This window comes from Marinobacter sp. M3C, from assembly GCF_023311895.1.
Classification (GTDB): Bacteria; Pseudomonadota; Gammaproteobacteria; order Pseudomonadales; family Oleiphilaceae; genus Marinobacter.
In genome coordinates, this window is record NZ_CP092284.1 from 2,390,588 (window position 1) to 2,407,582 (window position 16,995).

Annotated in this window: 9 protein-coding genes; 1 reads left to right on the forward strand and 8 read right to left on the reverse strand. The window is 58.7% G+C overall.

Features of this window, described 5'->3' with window-relative positions; all coding sequences use genetic code 11:
* The 8 genes from MIH18_RS11145 to MIH18_RS11180 form a co-directional block, all read right to left on the reverse strand.
* Entirely contained in the window at positions 1–1,125 is a 1,125-nt protein-coding gene (locus tag MIH18_RS11145; protein WP_249012462.1) for a lipocalin-like domain-containing protein, read from the reverse strand.
* On the reverse strand, positions 1,122–3,512 hold the full coding sequence (locus MIH18_RS11150; RefSeq protein ID WP_249012463.1) for an ABC transporter permease: 2,391 nt from the start codon (positions 3,510–3,512) through the stop codon (positions 1,122–1,124). Before MIH18_RS11150 ends, MIH18_RS11145 begins: the two co-directional genes overlap by 4 nt.
* Positions 3,513–3,517: 5 nt before the next feature.
* On the reverse strand, positions 3,518–4,195 hold the full coding sequence (locus tag MIH18_RS11155; RefSeq protein WP_249012464.1) for an ATP-binding cassette domain-containing protein: 678 nt from the start codon (positions 4,193–4,195) through the stop codon (positions 3,518–3,520).
* The gene (locus tag MIH18_RS11160) at positions 4,192–7,389 is read right to left on the reverse strand and encodes an efflux RND transporter permease subunit (protein ID WP_249012465.1); all 3,198 of its coding nucleotides are present in this window, start codon (positions 7,387–7,389) and stop codon (positions 4,192–4,194) included. The genes MIH18_RS11155 and MIH18_RS11160 overlap by 4 nt, the downstream gene beginning before the upstream one ends.
* Positions 7,386–8,630: an HlyD family efflux transporter periplasmic adaptor subunit gene (locus tag MIH18_RS11165; RefSeq protein ID WP_249012466.1), complete on the reverse strand. Its 1,245-nt coding sequence runs from the start codon at positions 8,628–8,630 to the stop codon at positions 7,386–7,388. The genes MIH18_RS11160 and MIH18_RS11165 overlap by 4 nt, the downstream gene beginning before the upstream one ends.
* A 17-nt stretch (positions 8,631–8,647) precedes the next feature.
* Positions 8,648–12,016, reverse strand: a complete 3,369-nt coding sequence (locus MIH18_RS11170) for an efflux RND transporter permease subunit (RefSeq protein WP_249007246.1) — start codon at positions 12,014–12,016, stop codon at positions 8,648–8,650.
* Positions 12,013–13,104 (reverse strand): efflux RND transporter periplasmic adaptor subunit, encoded by a 1,092-nt coding sequence (locus tag MIH18_RS11175; RefSeq protein ID WP_349292886.1) that lies wholly within the window; start codon positions 13,102–13,104, stop codon positions 12,013–12,015. Before MIH18_RS11175 ends, MIH18_RS11170 begins: the two co-directional genes overlap by 4 nt.
* Positions 13,105–13,367: 263 nt before the next feature.
* Positions 13,368–15,395, reverse strand: coding sequence for a TonB-dependent receptor (locus MIH18_RS11180; RefSeq protein WP_249012467.1), 2,028 nt, complete (start codon positions 15,393–15,395; stop codon positions 13,368–13,370).
* A gap of 246 nt (positions 15,396–15,641) precedes the next feature.
* Between MIH18_RS11180 and gdhA the strand changes: the two genes are divergently transcribed.
* Positions 15,642–16,991: an NADP-specific glutamate dehydrogenase gene (gene gdhA / locus MIH18_RS11185; RefSeq protein ID WP_249012468.1), complete on the forward strand. Its 1,350-nt coding sequence runs from the start codon at positions 15,642–15,644 to the stop codon at positions 16,989–16,991.
* The last annotated feature ends 4 nt before the right edge of the window (positions 16,992–16,995 follow it).

Consider the following 16,995-nt stretch of genomic DNA (forward strand, 5'->3'; position numbering starts at 1 on the left):
TCACGGTGAACCGCGGTACCCGGTCAGTTCCATATAGCCCTCACCACTGTGGCTGCCAGACACGCTCACCGGGCTTTCCCAATAGGGAAAGAGCCCGTTATTGATATAGCGGCCGGCAGGTGCCGCCAGATTAATATCCACCTGATATTGCGGTATCTGCAGGCGCCATAGATTGGGCGTAGCACCACTGAAACCCAGCGCTGTCAGGCTAAGCGCATCAGGCGGCAATGCCACCGGCTCGCCGGACTCTGGAATCCAGGTACCCGAAAGAAACCCACCGTCCTGCTGCCGCAACTGAAACGCCATCACCTTATCGCCCGAATCCAGGTGCAGGGCAAACCAATCCCAGCCCTGCTGCCCGGTTTTCAAAAACTGGCTGCTCCACTCCCGATCAAACCATCCCCTGCCAGTCACCGTTTGGGTTTCGCCCTTGCGGGTCAGCTCACCGCTGATGGCGATGTCGACCAGGCTGAAATACATTGAGCCCTCACCGCTTGCAGATTTTGCGCTGAAGCCCTGATCGCCATGGGCTACCGGCTCGCCCTGAACTCGCAATGACAGATCGTACCCCCACTCGGGCGTGTTCACCTGCAGGCGTAAAGCACCGTCAGGCTGTTGGGTCAGTTGCCAGTCATCAAGCCAGACGTCTAGCGGGCTGGCCACAGCTCCGGCCTGGCCAATGTCGCCGCGGGCGAATTTTTCGGCAAACCTGTGTTCACCTTCAAGACTGACCGCCGCATGGGCCATCCAGGCTGCCTGCAACGGCCACTGCTCTGCGGCCGGCGGCACCGTTGCGACAGTGCGGGATTGGATAGCCTGGCGAAACTGGGTCCACTGCACGCCCACCGGCTCGCCGTCTGCGGTTTTGAGATTGGCCGTCAAATACCACCATTCAATACGGTGTTGCGGGTGCGGCCCCCAATCATCGGGAAAATGCAATCGATCCCCCGGCCCAGGCTGCAAGAAGGCTTCACTCTGACTGCCGTCGCCGGCCTGAGCCAGGCCGGCGAAACCACCGGTATCTGACTCTTGCGAACACCCGGCCACCAGCACAGTGGTGAATAACAGCAGAAAAGTCGCGGCTTTTTGCCAGAGGCCTGTGGGCCATTTCTGAGTTTTTATCATCGCTCATCACCCTGCAGGCTGGCAGCGGAAACCGGTTTTGGGCCGCTACCGCCAAGCTGGCTGCGCATCAGCAACGTGATGCTGAGCCCGACCAACATACTCACAACCCCCAGTTGAAGCCAGAACCCGGGATAGATAGCCATGGGTAAAGACCAGCCAAAGGCCAATGGATTAATTCGGTGCACCAGAACCCAGGTCAACCAGACGCCCAGGGGCAATGCCAAAAGGGTAATCGATAGGGTCAGGGTAAGCGCCAATCGGCCCAACTGCATCAGAACCTGGCGTCGTGTTAATCCCCAAACCTGAAGCAAGCGGAAATACCAAGCCCGGGTGCTGAAAAACACCCAGCCCATAATCAGCAAGGCAACCGCCGCCAACACCAAAGTGACAAAGGTCATGGCGCGGGTCAGCAAAAACGTCTGGTCAAACACCGCATCGGCCAGTTCGCGAACGCGCTTGTTATCACGCACCCGCACACTGTCTACCTGCCAAAGCCGTTGAAGGCCATCGGTTATCAGCGCAATGTCGATTACGCCTGGGCTGATCGAAAAACTTTCAAACGCCGGCACGAACTCGTTCGGCAAGAGTTCAAGATTTATCAACACTTCCCCGGCTGGGCGGCCGTAATCCGCATAAATCGCCAGCACCGGCAGTTCAAGGCGGGTGTCCGCCAATGTCAGCACCAAGGTATCCCCTACCGCCAGCGGGTAACGCCGCGCCAGCTGCTCGTTCACCATAACGCCTTCACCTGCAGCAAAGCCCTGCCAGGGCTGGTCACCGGCGGCCTGCAGGCTCCACATGGTCAGCAGCGGGCTAACGGGCCCCAATGCAAACAAGTCAACCGACTGCACCTGGCTATCCGTCGCTGGCAGTTGCGCGACCCCACGCACCACTTGATGCCAGTCACCGCTTTGCGCCAGCTCCGGCTGCGCAGCCAGCCACTGCGCGGCCGCATTCGCACTGGCGCCGGCGGGCACTTCAATAAAATAATCGGCGGCTAAGCGCTGACCCAGCCACTCGTCAAAGGTAGCTTCAAACACCGTTACCAGTGCCTGCACCGCCAACACCATCGCCAGCGCAAACTGCAGCGCGACTAAAGGCAAGGCCAGCCTGCGGGCCATAACTCCAAGCTCGGTGTGGCGCCAGCGCGCTAATGGCTCCCGCGTTTTCCGGGCAAGGGTTGCAGACAGCGCGGCAATGGCAAATGGTGCGGCAATACCGGTAGCGGTAAACACCAGCGCGACCGCGACAAACACCAGCGGCAGCGACTGCGCGAGCAGCGCCATCGCCAGGCCTGCCACAGCCAAAGGCATCGCCAACCAAGGCCACGGGCTCACTCCAAATCCAAACCCAGTTAAAAGCTTCGCCGGTAGAGCAAACGGCCACGCGGCCGCCATGCGCAGCAGCAGTGCCCGCACATTCTGCGCCAGGCACACCGCCAGCACGATGGCCATCATGGTCACTATCGGCGTTAGCCAGTTTTCGGCCTGGCCGGCGTACAACGGTGTATCGAAAAGGCTGTCCAAGGCCTGACCAAAGCCACCCCCCACGGTGCCCGCCAGCAAACGCCCCAGCCACACACCTGGCACCACGCTCAGCAGCGCCAGCAGCAAAATTTCGACCAGTAATACCCGGTTGATAGCAGACGGCGTAACCCCAAATCGCTGCAGCAAGGCAAAGCTGTCACGGCGCTGGGCCATGCCCAATTGGTACACGCTGCGCAGCAGCAAGGCCGTAATCAACAGCACCAAAAATCCCAGAGCGTCCAGATTCAGCAAAAAGCTTTCGCCCAGTTCGCCGGTGTCCGGACCTAATGAGAAACCTGTCATCCGGTAATCTGCGGGCAACGCAGATGTAGGCTCAGGCGGCACAATTAACAGGCTAAACCTTACGTTACGTGAGGCGACGTTTTGCGCCAGCGCGGCGGCTTCGCTGATGTCGATAAAGGGCTCACCGTTTAACGTCGGGACCCAGGCTGGCTCAGGTTTTTTAGGTGGTTCAAGGCGGTTATCGTCCGTCGATGGGGTAGCTCGCGCAAAGCAACCAGCGGCCAGCGGGTCTACTCCCACCAACCGGCCGGCCTGCCCCGGGCGTTCCACTTCCAGCCAGGGCATTACGCACAGGCCGGCACGGCGTAGAGTTACAAAATCAGCCACCGTCAGCGCCTGCCCATCAACGCGTTCTACCTGACTGCGTGCGGCAACAGCCTGCTCGCTCTGGCCCAAGCTGGCTCGCGCCTGAGTCGTCAGGTGGTTCACGCCGGTCCACAGCATGGTGGCCAGCATAATCATCAACGCCAATGCCAGCAGTTGCAGCGGGTGGCGGCGATAATGGCTGAACAGAGCAGAGAACAGGTTTGAAAACTGGGACGCCGGAAACAGGAACATGAACGCTAAGCCCCCATTTGAGCGAGGTCCAGACGCTGGCCACAGCGGGCAGCCAATGCCGAATCGTGGGTGGCAAGCACCAGCGCGCAGCCGCTGGCGGCTTGCTGGTAAAACAGCTCATCTGCCACTTCAAGAGCGGTGCGGGCGTCCAGACTTCCGGTAGGCTCGTCTGCCAGTATCAGTGACGGGCGCATGGCAAACACCATGGCCAAAGCCGCGCGCTGGCGCTGGCCGCCGGATACCTGATCCGGGTAGCGCTGCGCCAACTCGCCAATGCCCAGACGCTTCAACCAGTCGCCGCAATGCTGATCGCTTTGCCCTGCAAGACTGGCCCGCAGGCGCACGTTGTCCAGCAACGACAACGCCGGCATCAGGTTAGCCTCCTGAAACACCACGCCAATACGCTGGCGCCGCAGTCTGGCCCAGCGTTGCTGGCCTGCCCCGTTTGTGCTCGAATCCGCCGCAAAGTGCTCACCTGCGATGCTCACAAAGCCGGCGTCGGGCTGCTCCAAACCGCACAGAATGTTCAACAGGGTGCTTTTGCCAGAGCCGGAGCGACCCATCAGCGCCAAGGATTCGCCCTGCGCCAGAGTCAGCTCCAAACCAGACAGCACGTTCACCGTTTGCCCGGCGCTGGCAAAATGCTTACCCAGACCGCGTACTTTCAGTAATGGCTCAGTCATGCTGGCTCCCTGGCCCACCAGGCCCTTAGTTGCTCAAGATAAGACAGCAGCGCTGGAATCACCAACAGCACCAACAAGGTGGACAGGCCCAAACCAAAGGCAATGGAGGTGGCCATGGGAATCAGGAACTGAGCCTGCAAAGAGGTCTCAAACAGTAGTGGCAACAGCCCACCAATAGTGGTCAGCGACGTCAGCAATACCGCACGCACCCGCTGCACCACGGCTTCGTTCAGGGCTGCGTCAACGCCCAGCCCCGCTTCCCGCTGCTGGTTGTAAAACGACACCAGTATGATGGCGTTGTTCACCACAATGCCCGACAGGCCAAATAATCCAAACAGTGACAACACCGTTAACTGCAAGCCCATTAACCAGTGCCCAAGAATGGCACCCACCAATGCAAAGGGAATAATAGCCATTACGATCAGCGGCAGGCTCCAGGAGGCAAATATCCAGGCCAGGATCACGTACATCAAGGCGACGCCGATAATCAAGCCGGTTTTCATATCATCAATGGTTTCGCGCTGGTCGGCGGAGCGGCCTTCGAAGCTGTAACGCACGTTATAGCGGCTGACGATGGCGGGCAGCGCTTCGGCTTCCAGGCTTGCAATAACATCGCTGGTGGTGCTGACGTCTGTGTTCAGCGACGCTGACACTTCTACCGCCAGCACGCCATCGGCGTGGCGCAGGACCTCAAAGCCCTGCCGGTGATCCAACATCACCACCTGAGTAAGCGGCACAAAGCGGCCATCAGGCACGCGGATGGTGATTTGCGACAGGGTGGCAAGGCGCTCGCGCTGATATATCGGCAGCTGCACCCTCACTTCCATTTCATCGCGACCATCCTGATAGATCTGCGCAACCCGACCATCAAAAGCAGCTCTCAGTTGGCGCCCCAGATCGGTGGTGGTAAGGCCCAGAGCTTCGCCCCAGGGGCTAACCTGATAGATCAACTGTTCGCGACCCCACGGCATATCGTCTTCTGCGTCCAGCACACCCGGTAACACCGCCAGTGCCTGCACCACTTCTTCAGCAGCAAGCTTCAAACGGGTCGCATCCGGGCCGGTCAGGCGCACATTAATATCGCGACCCGGCGGACCGGCTTCACGCTCGGTAATGCTCAGGTTCTCTAACCCTGCCGGCAGCAACAGGCTCGCCCGCAACTCACTGATAAATTCTGGATTGCGCACGCTACGTTGGTCTGACGGTACCAGCTCGATCATCATTGAACCGAGCTCTTCACCACTGCGGGAACTGCCTCCCGCGCCCAGGGTACCTCCACGGGTGACCACCGAGTGCAATATCAGGTTGCCGCCCAAAGCCTGCTCAGTGGCGTTAATGCTCTGCGCCATGTCGACCATAAACTGGTCAACCCGGCGGCTGTCGGTGCCGGCCACAAAGCTGGCGTTAGCGTAGAGCACCGAAGGCTCGGGGGTGGGAAAGAAGTTAAAACCAATACGACCGCCACTCAACAGACCAACGGTCATGATCGCAATCGCCATTGCCCCGGTCATAGTCAGCCCGCGGTGACGCAAACTGAAGTGCGAGAGGCGGCGAAAACGACCTTCGCGAAACTGTTCAAAGTGGCGTTCGAAGCCGGCACGAAAGCGTCCGATGCCGGCACCGGGCGCCCGCAGCCATTTAGCGGCCGCCTTGCGGCTGACCGGCTTCACTTCAGGAATAATAAAAGCGTGGCGCAGGTGGGCAGGCAGCACCACAAAGCACTCCAGCAATGATGCAACCAGCACACAAATCATCACCAGCGGAATATCGCCCAGAATATTGCCAATCACCCCGCCCACAATTAATAAAGGCGTAAACGCCGCCACCGTGGTCAGTGATGACGCCAGCACCGGCCACACCATGCGCTTTGCGGCGCCCTCGGCCGCCGCCATAGACGGCTGCCCCATCCGGGCGTGAGCGTCGGCGTCTTCGCCTACCACGATGGCGTCATCCACGATAATCCCCAGCGCCATGATCAACGCAAACAGCGAGATCATATTAATACTGCCGCCCAGCAGCCAGAGGATGGCCAAAGCCGCCAAAAAAGCCGTAGGAATACCCACCGCCACCCACCAGGCCACGCGCCCGGGCAAGAACAGATACAGCAGCAAGACTACCAACAATAACCCGCTCAGGCCGTTGCTTGTCAGCAGCGAAATTCGGTCATCCAGCAGTTGCCAGGTTTCGTCGTATACCTCCAGCTGCAGGTTGGGTGGCAAGGTGGCGCGGGTTTCGGCTAACCATTGTTGCAGCGCATCGGCGGCTTCCAGCGAATCGCCGTTTTCAGACCGCTGCAATTGCAGCTCCACGGCTGGAAAATCGTTGCGGGTCAGGGTTAACGGGCTATCGCGGGATTCCTGGCGGATGCTGGCAATGTCTCCCAGCCGTAGCTGAATACGATCACCGCTGAGCAGCGGAATCTGGCCAAACTGTTCCGGGCTGCGCGCCTGTTCCACAGCGCGCAATTCGCGGGTGGCGTCCTGCTGGCCCAACAAACCGGCGGGCAAGTCACGGGACACCGCGGCCACACGCTCAGCGATCTGTTCCAGCGTCAGACCCAGAGTTTCCAGGCGCTCCACCGGCACATCAATGCTGATTTGTTGTTCTGGCAGGCCGCGAATAGACACTCTGTCGATACCGCGCTGTAGCAATTCGTCTTCAAAACGGTAGCTCATGTGGCGCAGTTCGTCGGCGTCTACGTCGCCATACAGCAGCAGGCGCGCCACCGGCTCGTAGCGTTCAATTCGGCTCACCCGCGGATCTTCGGCTTCTGCTGGCAGATTGTTGAACTCATCTACCCGTTGGCGGGTATCGTCTAAAGCCTGAATCGGGTCGGTGCCCTCCTGAAATTCGAGGGTGATGGACGACACACTCTGGGCCGACGTAGACGTCATCTTTTTCAGCCCCTGAACGCTGCGCAAGCGCTGCTCCAGGGGGTTGGTAATGCCTTGTTCGATGTCTTCAGCGGAGGCGCCGCTCCACACCACCCTTACGCTGACCACATCCAGCGCGAAGGTGGGGAAAAATTGCACGTTCATGCGGGTCAGCGCCAGCGTACCGCCTAGCAACATCACCAGCATGACCAGATTAGCCGCCAGCCGATGATGCACAAAAAAGCCTATCACGCCGCGGCGAGGCGGTGCAGCACCAGAACCGTTACTTTCAGGCTGTTCCGTTGCGAGCCTATCGGTCACCGGCTCTGCGCTCCGGCAATGTCCACTTTTAGCCCGCTCATGGCGTTTGGCAGATGAGTGGTAATGATGAGCATGTCCACTTGCAGTTCGGCGCTGCGCACCAGCAGGTTGCGAGCATCGTCACGCTGGGCATCATCGCTACGGGCCTCGCCTACCCGCTCGACCCGCAAGCGCTGTAGGCGTGAATCATCATCCACCGCGTACAAGGTATCGGCACCGTAAAGTGCGCTGTAAGGCACACTTATCACCTGCTTTTGCTCAGGGCGCTGCAAGGTCACTGGCAGCAAACTGCCCGGGCGCAGGCCGTCCACCACGCCCTCAGCCACCAGTATCGCTTCGGTGCCGGCAGCACTGCCAATACCGGCAAAGCGCACCAGAATAAATTCGTAGCGATCGTCTTCGGTCGTCGCCCTGAGCTGCTCACCGCGGTTCAGGGCTTGCTGCAACTCCCCAACAAACACGTCAGGCACCCTTGCCCGCAACTCAAGCCCCTGGCGCGGGTATAAACTCAGTAACGCCTGATTTTTGCTAACGCGGTCGCCAGCGGCCACCTGCACATCGGTGATCACACCGTCAAACGGCGCAATAACCTGCGCCCGTCCGGCATCCCGCTCGACACTCTGAAGGTTGGCGTCAGCCTTGGCCAGCCGTGCCTGCAGGCTGGCCAAGCGCGCCGGGTGTTCAGCCAATGTACGCTGGCGCATGCTGACGGTTAGCTCGGCGCGAGCATAGGCGTCGGTAACACCGTCTAAGGCTTCGCGGGAGGTAAGGTTGCGTTTAAGCAGAGACTCATTGCGTTCCAACTGGCGCTGCGCGCTGGCCAGAATGGACTGCTCACTTTTCAATGCACGCTGATCGTTGCCGTGGCGCAGCTGTTCGGCGTCGATTTGCGCCTGCAAATCCGTCACTTCGGCTTGCGCCTGGGCCAGGACTGGCGCCACATCGGCGTCATCCAGGGCTATTAACAGCGTGCCGGCGGCAACCGCTTGGCCTTCCGACACCGGGCGTTGCGCGATCTGCCCGGCCAAAGCTGCCGTTACGGTCAGCTGTTGCGGAGCCACGACCTGTCCATACAACGGCAACAGCGGCGTAGCGTTAATCAATTCAGCACTTTGCACGGCCACTAACCAAGCGCGCTCCTGGGCTTCAGCCTGAACGGGTTCCGGGCGGGTCATTCGCAATATCATGAACACAGCAATGGCCAGCAGCAGAACAAGCCAGGGCAAAAATCGTTTTATCATCGGGTAAAATTTCCTGTTCAAATCCACCGGCGCCGCGCCATGACATAGTATGACAAGGGCACCACAACCACTGTCAGAAGAGTAGACACAGCCAGGCCGAACACCAGGGATATAGCCAAGCCATTAAAGATCGGATCATTCAATATAAAGTAAGCGCCAACCATCGCCGATACTGCTGTTAGCGCAATCGGCTTGATCCGCACCGCACCGGCCTGAACGACGGCGTCTTCCAAACTCATGCCTTCGTCCAGCAACTGGCGAATAAACACCACCAGCAATATCGAGTTACGTACGATAATGCCGGCCAGCGCGATCATGCCAATCATGCTGGTGGCGGTGAATTCCCGCCCCAAAAGAGCGTGGCCCGGCATAATGCCCATCAAGGTTAGAGGTATGGGCGCCATGATCACCAGCGGTAGCAGATAAGACCGGAACTGGGCTACCAAAAGCAAAAAAATCATGAAAATACCCACGCTGTAGGCCATGCCCATATCGCGGAAAGTCTCGTAGGTAATCTGCCACTCACCGTCCCATTTCAGGGCGCCAGCTTCGGGTAAGTCCGGCTGGCGAATGAAAAACTGCTCGGGCGCGTCCGTTCGCTGTTCCAACTGGTCGACCATGGCAAACATGCCGTAGAGCGGCGAATCGATAGCGCCTGCCATGTCCGCGGTCACGTAGGTAACCGGCAACAGGTTCTTGTGATAAATCGCACCCTGCCAGCCTGCCTCACGGATGTCCGCAATACTGGCCAGCGGCACCAGTCCGCCATCGCGGCTGCGCAGATTCAGCGACAGCAAAGCCGGGGGGCGGGCTTTGTCGGCGTCTGACAGAATCACCCGGATGGGCACCGGATATTTGGCGTGGTCGTCGTGCAGATAGCTCACACCGCTGCCGCCCAGGGCAGTTTGCAATGCCATTACCACCTGCCTCTGCGACACTCCCAGGCGCGCGGCGCGGTCACGATCAACCACCACTTCCCACTGGCGGATAGGTGCTTCAAGCGTGGTGTCGATGTCTACTAGGCCGGTCACATCTTGCATACCGGCGGCCACAGAGCGCGCCAATGTTGCCCGCTGCTGCGGGTCTACCGCGTAAATCTCTGCCACCAGCGGCGACAGCACCGGCGGACCCGGCGGCACTTCCACAATTTTCACACTGGCGCCATAACGCTCGCCAATGGTGGTCAGCGGCTGGCGCAACGACTGGGCGATATTGTGAGATGGCTGGTCACGCCGGTCACCGCTACTGAAGTTGACCTGAATATCGCCCTGGTACGGGTCAGAGCGAAGATAGTACTGGCGAATCAGACCGTTGAAGTTGATCGGTGCCGCGGTGCCGGCATATGTCTGCCAGTTGTCGACGTCTTCCACCGTTTCCAGATAGTGGCCCATCTCCATCAACACCCGGGCAGTCACCTCAACCGGCGTGTCTTCGGGCATATCCACGACAACCTGCAGTTCAGATTTGTCGTCAAACGGCAGCATCTTCAGGATCACTGCCTGAAACACCGGCAGTGCGGTCGCTGCCAGAGTCAGCAGGATAACCACCGATGCCAGCAGGCCACGGCGCAAGCGATGGTCCCCTAAAAATGGCACCAGCACGCGGCTGAACAGGCCCAGCATGCGGGGGCTCACGCCTTCGGCCGAATTTTCAAAAGAGCTGTCAGAAGAACGGTCAGAGAAGCTTTCAGATTCGTGTTCCGGCTGCGCAAGATCGCCTTTTTTGTGACGCAGCAGGCGCAGAGCCAGCCAGGGCGCCACTATAAAAGCCACAATCTGCGACAGCACCATACCGGCCGAGGCGTTAATGGGAATCGGGCTCATGTAGGGCCCCATCAAGCCGCTGACAAACGCCATAGGCAGCAAGGCCGCCATAATCGTCAGACTGGCCATGATGGTGGGCGTACCCACTTCGTCCACCGCCAGCGGAATAATCTCTTTGATCGGGCGGCGCGAGTTCTGGATGCGGCGGTTGATGTTTTCGGTAATCACGATGCCATCGTCCACCAATATTCCGATGGAGAAAATCAGCGCAAACAGCGACACCCGGTTCAGGGTAAAACCCCAGGCCCAGGAAAATACCAGGGTTAGCAGCAACGTAATCAATACCGCAACACCCACAATCAACGCCTGGCGCCAGCCCATGGCGACCAGTACCAGCAGCACCACGCACAGGGTGGCCGATATTAGATCGGAAATCAGTTTGCGGGCTTTTTGCGAGGCGGTTGCGCCGTAATCACGGGTCACCAGCACCTGCACATCGACCGGCAGAACGCGATTGCGTAATTGCTCTATGCGCTGCTCAATAGCTCGGGTGATCTCCACCGCGTTTTCGCCCGGCTTTTTGGCGATGGCCAGGGTGACCGCCGGGAAGACTTGCCCAGGCTGGCCTATGAACGCCGAGTTGTTGTTATTCTGATGAGTACCCTTTTGAAAAGAACCCTGATGGGCCGGCCCAAAACCGGTCATCACGCTTTGGTCAGCAACCGTATTACCGCGGCTGACGCTGGCGACATCCTCCAGATAAACCGCCGCACCCTGATCCATACCCACAACCAGACGGCGCACTTCGTCTATTTGGGTTAGCAGCGTACCGGCCTGAATGGGGATCGATACATTGTTGCGGGTAATTCGGGCTTCCTGAGAACTGCTGTTCGCGGCCAGCAGGGCCTGTTGCAGATCGTCAACGGTCAGGCCAAAACCGGCCAACAGGGCCGGATCAAAACGGATATCCACCCGGTCGGGTATGCCGCCCACGGTGTATACATCACGGGTACCCGGCACCCGCTTCAGGGCCACTTCTAACATGTGCGCAAGGCGGGTGAGCTCCTCGCCGCTATGGCCGTGCTGTGGGTCATACAGGGTGAGTGTCATCACCGGTACATCGTCGATGCCTTTAGGTTTAACCAACGGTTGACTGGCACCCAGATTGGCGGGCAGCCAGTCCTGGTTGGAATACACCTGGTTATAAAGCCGCACCAGCGCCTCCTGGCGCGGTATGCCCACCTCAAATTGCACGGTAATCACCGCCTGGCCCTGGCGCGATACCGAATACACGTGTTTAACACCGGCAATTTCACTCATCACCTGTTCGGCAGGCGTGGCAATCGCGCTTTCCACTTCGCGGGCGCTGGCACCGGGAAACGCCACCATGATATCGGCCATGGTGACATCAATCTGCGGTTCTTCTTCTTTTGGCGTGACCACCACTGCCAGAACGCCCAGGATGATGGACAACAGCATAATCAGGGGGGTCAGGTGATTGTCCTGAAACAGTCGCGCTATGGCGCCAGATAGGCCAACCCCTGCTGAAGGGGTTGATGGCGCAGTGGGCGCAGGCTGCGAGGGAGAGCCCGAAGGTGACGTCGGTGGCAGCGACTGGCTCACAGCGCTTGCTCCTGCGCTGGCGGGATTAAAAGGAGTGCGCTACCGAGTAATTCGCTGGCATTGAGCACCACTTCCTCGCCAGCACTGACGCCCGCCAGAATTTCGATCTGGTTATCGGCTATTTTACCCGTGCGAACCTGACGCAGGCGCGGTTTGCCGTTACTATCCATCACATACACAGCGCGCAGCTCACTGTGCTGCACCAGACTGCTGGCCGGCACCAAAAGTGTTTGCGAACGGCTGACCGGCACCTCCACTTTTACCAGCATCCCCGGGAACAGCGAACCATTGGGTTCGGTGAGTGCCATGCGTAAGCGAAAGGTGTGGGTTTTTGCATTGGCGTAGGGGTAGAAGGTCATTTCGCCGGTTTTCAGTACCCGGCCGTCAGCCAGGGTAACGGTGGCCTGGCGCTCGGCGCGGGCGCTGGCGGCGTAGCGTTGAGGCAAGTCCACCACCACCCGCAGCTGCTCCAGCGATAAACCGCTTAACAGGGCCTGACCGGGACTGACCGACTCACCGATTTCCACGTGGCGTTCGGTCAGAATACCGCCGTAAGGCGCTTCAATACGGGTGTAACTGAGCTGTTCGCGGGCTTCAACCATACCCGCATCGGCACGCTCAGCGCGGGCCTGGGCGCCGGCCAGATTATTGCGGGCCTGATCAAACTCCTGGCCCGATACCAAACCGCGTTTGTGCACGCTTTCAATACGGGCGAACCGCTGTTTCGCATCCGACAATGCGGCCCGGGCTTCGTTAACGGCAGCTTGCGCCTGGCTCACCCGAGCCCGCTGTTCGCTGTCTTCCAGCTGCACAATCAGATCGCCAGGGCGAACAGAGTCGTCCACATCGAACGGCAGTTGCAATACCTTGCCGCTGGTCTGGGCTGACACCGTGCTTTGCTGCACGGCTTCAATCACGCCGTCCAGCAATACGGTTTCGGCCAAAGAGCGGCTTTCTACCGCCGCCGTGGCAAGCTCGCCAGACACAGACTGCGCTTGCGCGCTACAAGTCAAACCCCATAAGAGCACGCCCACAACAGCGCCCACATAAGCCCGTAACGGGCGGCTGATAAGCTGATTGTTCACCACCGGATACTCCTTGTTTCGCAGCTTGTTCAGCCGCGAACGCCAAATCATAAAAGTTATTACCTAATAACTGTAGGTTATCAGAATACGCCCCGCAGGGACACTGCAACCCGGCAAGGTTGGCTGACAAAAGCATAGCCCATGGCACCAGCAACAACGGCACACGGCTCGCCATAAAAAACCCCCGTGCGCAGCGTTTCGCACCGGCACGGGGTAAAATGGTCATCCACTGGCTATTAAAGCGGACAACCCCCAAATTTCATGCACTACCAGCGTGCAGTTAACGCTGCCCGAACAGTACGGCCTGGCTCATTGACACGCACGGCCTCAGGATTAAACGGATCACTGTTACTGCGGCTAACATGAGGCGCCCAGGTGTTATCAAACAGGTTGTCCAGGGCCCAATTGAAGGTCAGATATCCGGTCAAAGGATGGCTGCCTGACACATTGAACACGCCATAACCGGGCGAGGCTCCTGCGTCCAGGCCGGAAGCCAGGTCAATACGGTCCTGACGCCGCGCCAACTGCCACTGCGCTTCGATGCTGTGGCCATGCTGCTGCCAGCCCAGCGTCTGTATAAATTGCAGCGGCGGGATTTGCGGCAGGGGCCGGTTATCGTCGCGATTTTCGCCACGAACGGCGGCCAGGGCGCTGTTGCTGCTCCAGGTGCCGTCACTCCAGCCTAAATTAGCTTCCACGCCTAGCAAACGGGCGTCGATATTTTCGTAGCGCGAACAGCCACCTGACTTATTACAGCCTTCAACCCCATTTTCTTGCTTGTAACGCAATACAAAGTCCTCGACTTGATCTGCCCATACAACCGGCTTCCAGCGCCAATTGCCACTCTGGCCACTGAGCGCCAGTTCCAGTTTGTAGTGTTTCTCGGTTTCCAGCTGGGGGTTGCCTATCCAGCTATCGCTCGCCGTGCTGCGAGCAATATAGCGTTCCGTTACGCCAGGGCTGCGCACGCTTCGGTTGCCAGTCAGGGTCAGTGCCTGCTGTTGGGGCAGTCGCCATTCAGCACTGGCAAAGCCGCTGACGCTGTCGTCATTCGCTGGCACGGAGTTTACGCCGTATTCACTCTGATACAGCGTGGCCGGAGTGAGCCCCATGCCCCCAACCTGGTCCGCCTTGGTGGCGTCCATTTCCACCCGATCATAACGTAAGCCCGCACCCACTTTGGCCGCCGAGCCCAGTCGCATGAAGGCTTCTGCAAACACGCCCGCCCGCTCACGCCCCACACCTGGCCACATCAGCGAGGCCGCCATTGGCATGGCCCCGGTCACATTGAACAGCGTGGCGTCCCAGTCGTTGGTTTCGACGTCTACGCCGGCAGCCCAATCGATGCGACCCGTGGGACTTTGGTCCAGAATAAAGCGCAAGCCGCGGGTCTGGGTGGTGGAATTGGTCTGCATTTTCATCATACCCACCGGGCGCAGGCTGAAATTGTCCATGATGTGGTCAACATCGGCCTGCCAGGCCAGCAGTGACCATTCGCCCTTGGCCACAGGCGCACTCAATTCAAGGCGGTAAAGATCGGTGTCGGTTTTCGGCGCATCCATGCCGGAGCCGGCGTATTTCACATCACGTTCCTCCTGGCGACTGGTCATGGCTTTCACATAAACATCGTTCGCACTGCGCCACCCACCCTCTAACCTGCCTTCCGCGTTTTTATGGGCACTGCGCACGTCATTACCACTACCGTCTTCATAATCGTTGGCCTCGTCGTAACCGCCAGACAGCCTCAGCCAGGCATCGTCGCTGCCTACCGCGGCCGCTGCATTGGCCAATTTGCCGTTACCGTTATCCGCCCCACCCACGGTGACTTGGCCAGTGGTTGTCCGGCCATTGAATGAAGGGTCGGCTGTGGTGGCGACGATCTGGCCTCCGGCTACCGGCCCCCAGCGCAATGTCTGGTTATTGGTAAGCACTTGTAAGCTTGGCGCCAGCGCCGAGCTAAGGCGACTGGTGGGCGGGTCCATACGGTTGGGGCAGGCGCCTTCCACACGAATACCGTCTAGTAGCACATCCACCCGCTCCCGGCCTTGTCCACGTATAATCGGCTCTAGCCCTCGGCCACCCATACGCGACAGGGAAACAGCCGGGTTACTGGTCAAACGCTGTATCGGTTCACTGGCCATGCTGGCCAAACCAACGGCAGCGCGTTGGCCTTCAGTTACCCGAATTAACAGCTGTTCGGTTTCATCTGCCTGTTGGCTATGGGCTTGCAGCGGTAACAGAGTCAAGCCGCTCAATGTGCACGCAACCAGTCTGCCTAGTGGTTTTTTCCGCATTTTTGTTCCCATCCATCGGCGCATGTTCAAAATTTAATGCCAATGTTACCCAGCTAGCCGCCAGCCCGCCTGTGGCACGTTGCCGCAGCCCAAAGGAGGTACCTCGTGCGCGCGTGGCAAGCATATCTCTGAGAGAAACTCTATACGTATTTTCTTGTAATAACCCATGGAATATGGTGGAATTCTACCCCTTTTTTTACATATCCCTTGATACTCACACTATTCAGGCCTTCCAAGGAGGTACTTATGAACGCACGACTGGACGAAAAACTGGAACCTATTTTCCAGGACGTTTTGCACCGCAACCCGGGCGAAACCGAATACCACCAGGCCGTTCACGAAGTTTTGGAAACTCTGGGCCCGGTACTGGTGAAATACTCCGAATTCGCCGACAAAAAAATCATTCAGCGCATTTGTGAGCCGGAACGCCAAATTATTTTTCGGGTGCCCTGGCAAGACGACAGCGGCGAGATTCAGATCAATCGAGCCTTTCGCGTTGAATTTAACAGCGCTCTGGGGCCCTACAAAGGCGGCATGCGTTTTCACCCGTCGGTTTACTTGGGCATCATCAAGTTCTTGGGTTTTGAGCAGATCTTCAAAAACGCATTGACTGGACTACCCATCGGCGGCGGCAAAGGCGGCTCGGACTTTGATCCTAAGGGCAAGTCTGATGACGAAGTCATGCGTTTCTGCCAAAGCTTGATGACCGAGCTGTACCGCCACATCGGCGAATACACAGACGTACCCGCAGGCGACATTGGCGTTGGCGGCCGCGAAATCGGCTATTTGTTTGGCCAGTACAAGCGCATCACCAACCGTTATGAGTCTGGCGTGCTGACCGGTAAAGGACTAGGCTGGGGCGGCAGCCTTGCGCGCAAAGAAGCCACCGGCTACGGCACCGTGTTCTTTACCCACGAAATGCTGAAAGCCCGTGGTGACTCTCTGGACGGCAAGCGCGTGGTGGTTTCAGGCTCTGGCAACGTCGCCATTTACGCTATCGCCAAGGCTCACGAGCTGGGTGCAAAGGTGATTGCCTGTTCCGACTCTGCCGGTATAATCGTCGACGAAGATGGCATCAACGTCGAGACGCTCAAGCGTTTGAAGGAAGTGGAGCGCCGCCGCATTAAGGCTTACCTGGAATACCACCCAAAAGCCAAATACACTGAACATGGTAATATTTGGACCGTGCCCTGCGATATTGCCCTGCCCTGTGCGACCCAGAACGAACTCAACGGCAATGACGCCAAGACCTTGGTGGAAAATGGCTGTATTGCTGTAGCCGAAGGCGCCAACATGCCGACTACGCCAGAAGGCATCCAGCTTTTCCAGGATGCTGGCTTGATGTACGGCCCGGGCAAAGCCGCTAACGCCGGTGGCGTTGCCACCTCCGGGCTGGAAATGCAGCAAAACGCCAGCCGTGATTCCTGGACCTTTGACTATACCCAGAAACGCCTGGAAGAAATCATGATCGAGATTCACAAGAGCTGCTATGAGACTTCGGTTGAGTTTGGCGCGGAAGGCGACTACGTGCTAGGCGCCAACACCACCGGTTTCATCCGGGTAGCCAAGGCAATGAATGCCATGGGCGTGATCTGATCCG

Bases quoted from the DNA above. Each gene is read 5' to 3' on its own strand.
- MIH18_RS11145 (WP_249012462.1), bottom strand. From the start codon at position 1,125: ATGATAAAAACTCAGAAATGGCCCACAGGCCTCTGGCAAAAAGCCGCG.
- MIH18_RS11150 (WP_249012463.1), bottom strand. From the start codon at position 3,512: ATGTTCCTGTTTCCGGCGTCCCAGTTTTCAAACCTGTTCTCTGCTCTG.
- MIH18_RS11155 (WP_249012464.1), bottom strand. From the start codon at position 4,195: ATGACTGAGCCATTACTGAAAGTACGCGGTCTGGGTAAGCATTTTGCC.
- MIH18_RS11165 (WP_249012466.1), bottom strand. From the start codon at position 8,630: ATGATAAAACGATTTTTGCCCTGGCTTGTTCTGCTGCTGGCCATTGCT.
- MIH18_RS11180 (WP_249012467.1), bottom strand. From the start codon at position 15,395: ATGCGGAAAAAACCACTAGGCAGACTGGTTGCGTGCACATTGAGCGGC.
- gdhA (WP_249012468.1), top strand. From the start codon at position 15,642: ATGAACGCACGACTGGACGAAAAACTGGAACCTATTTTCCAGGACGTT.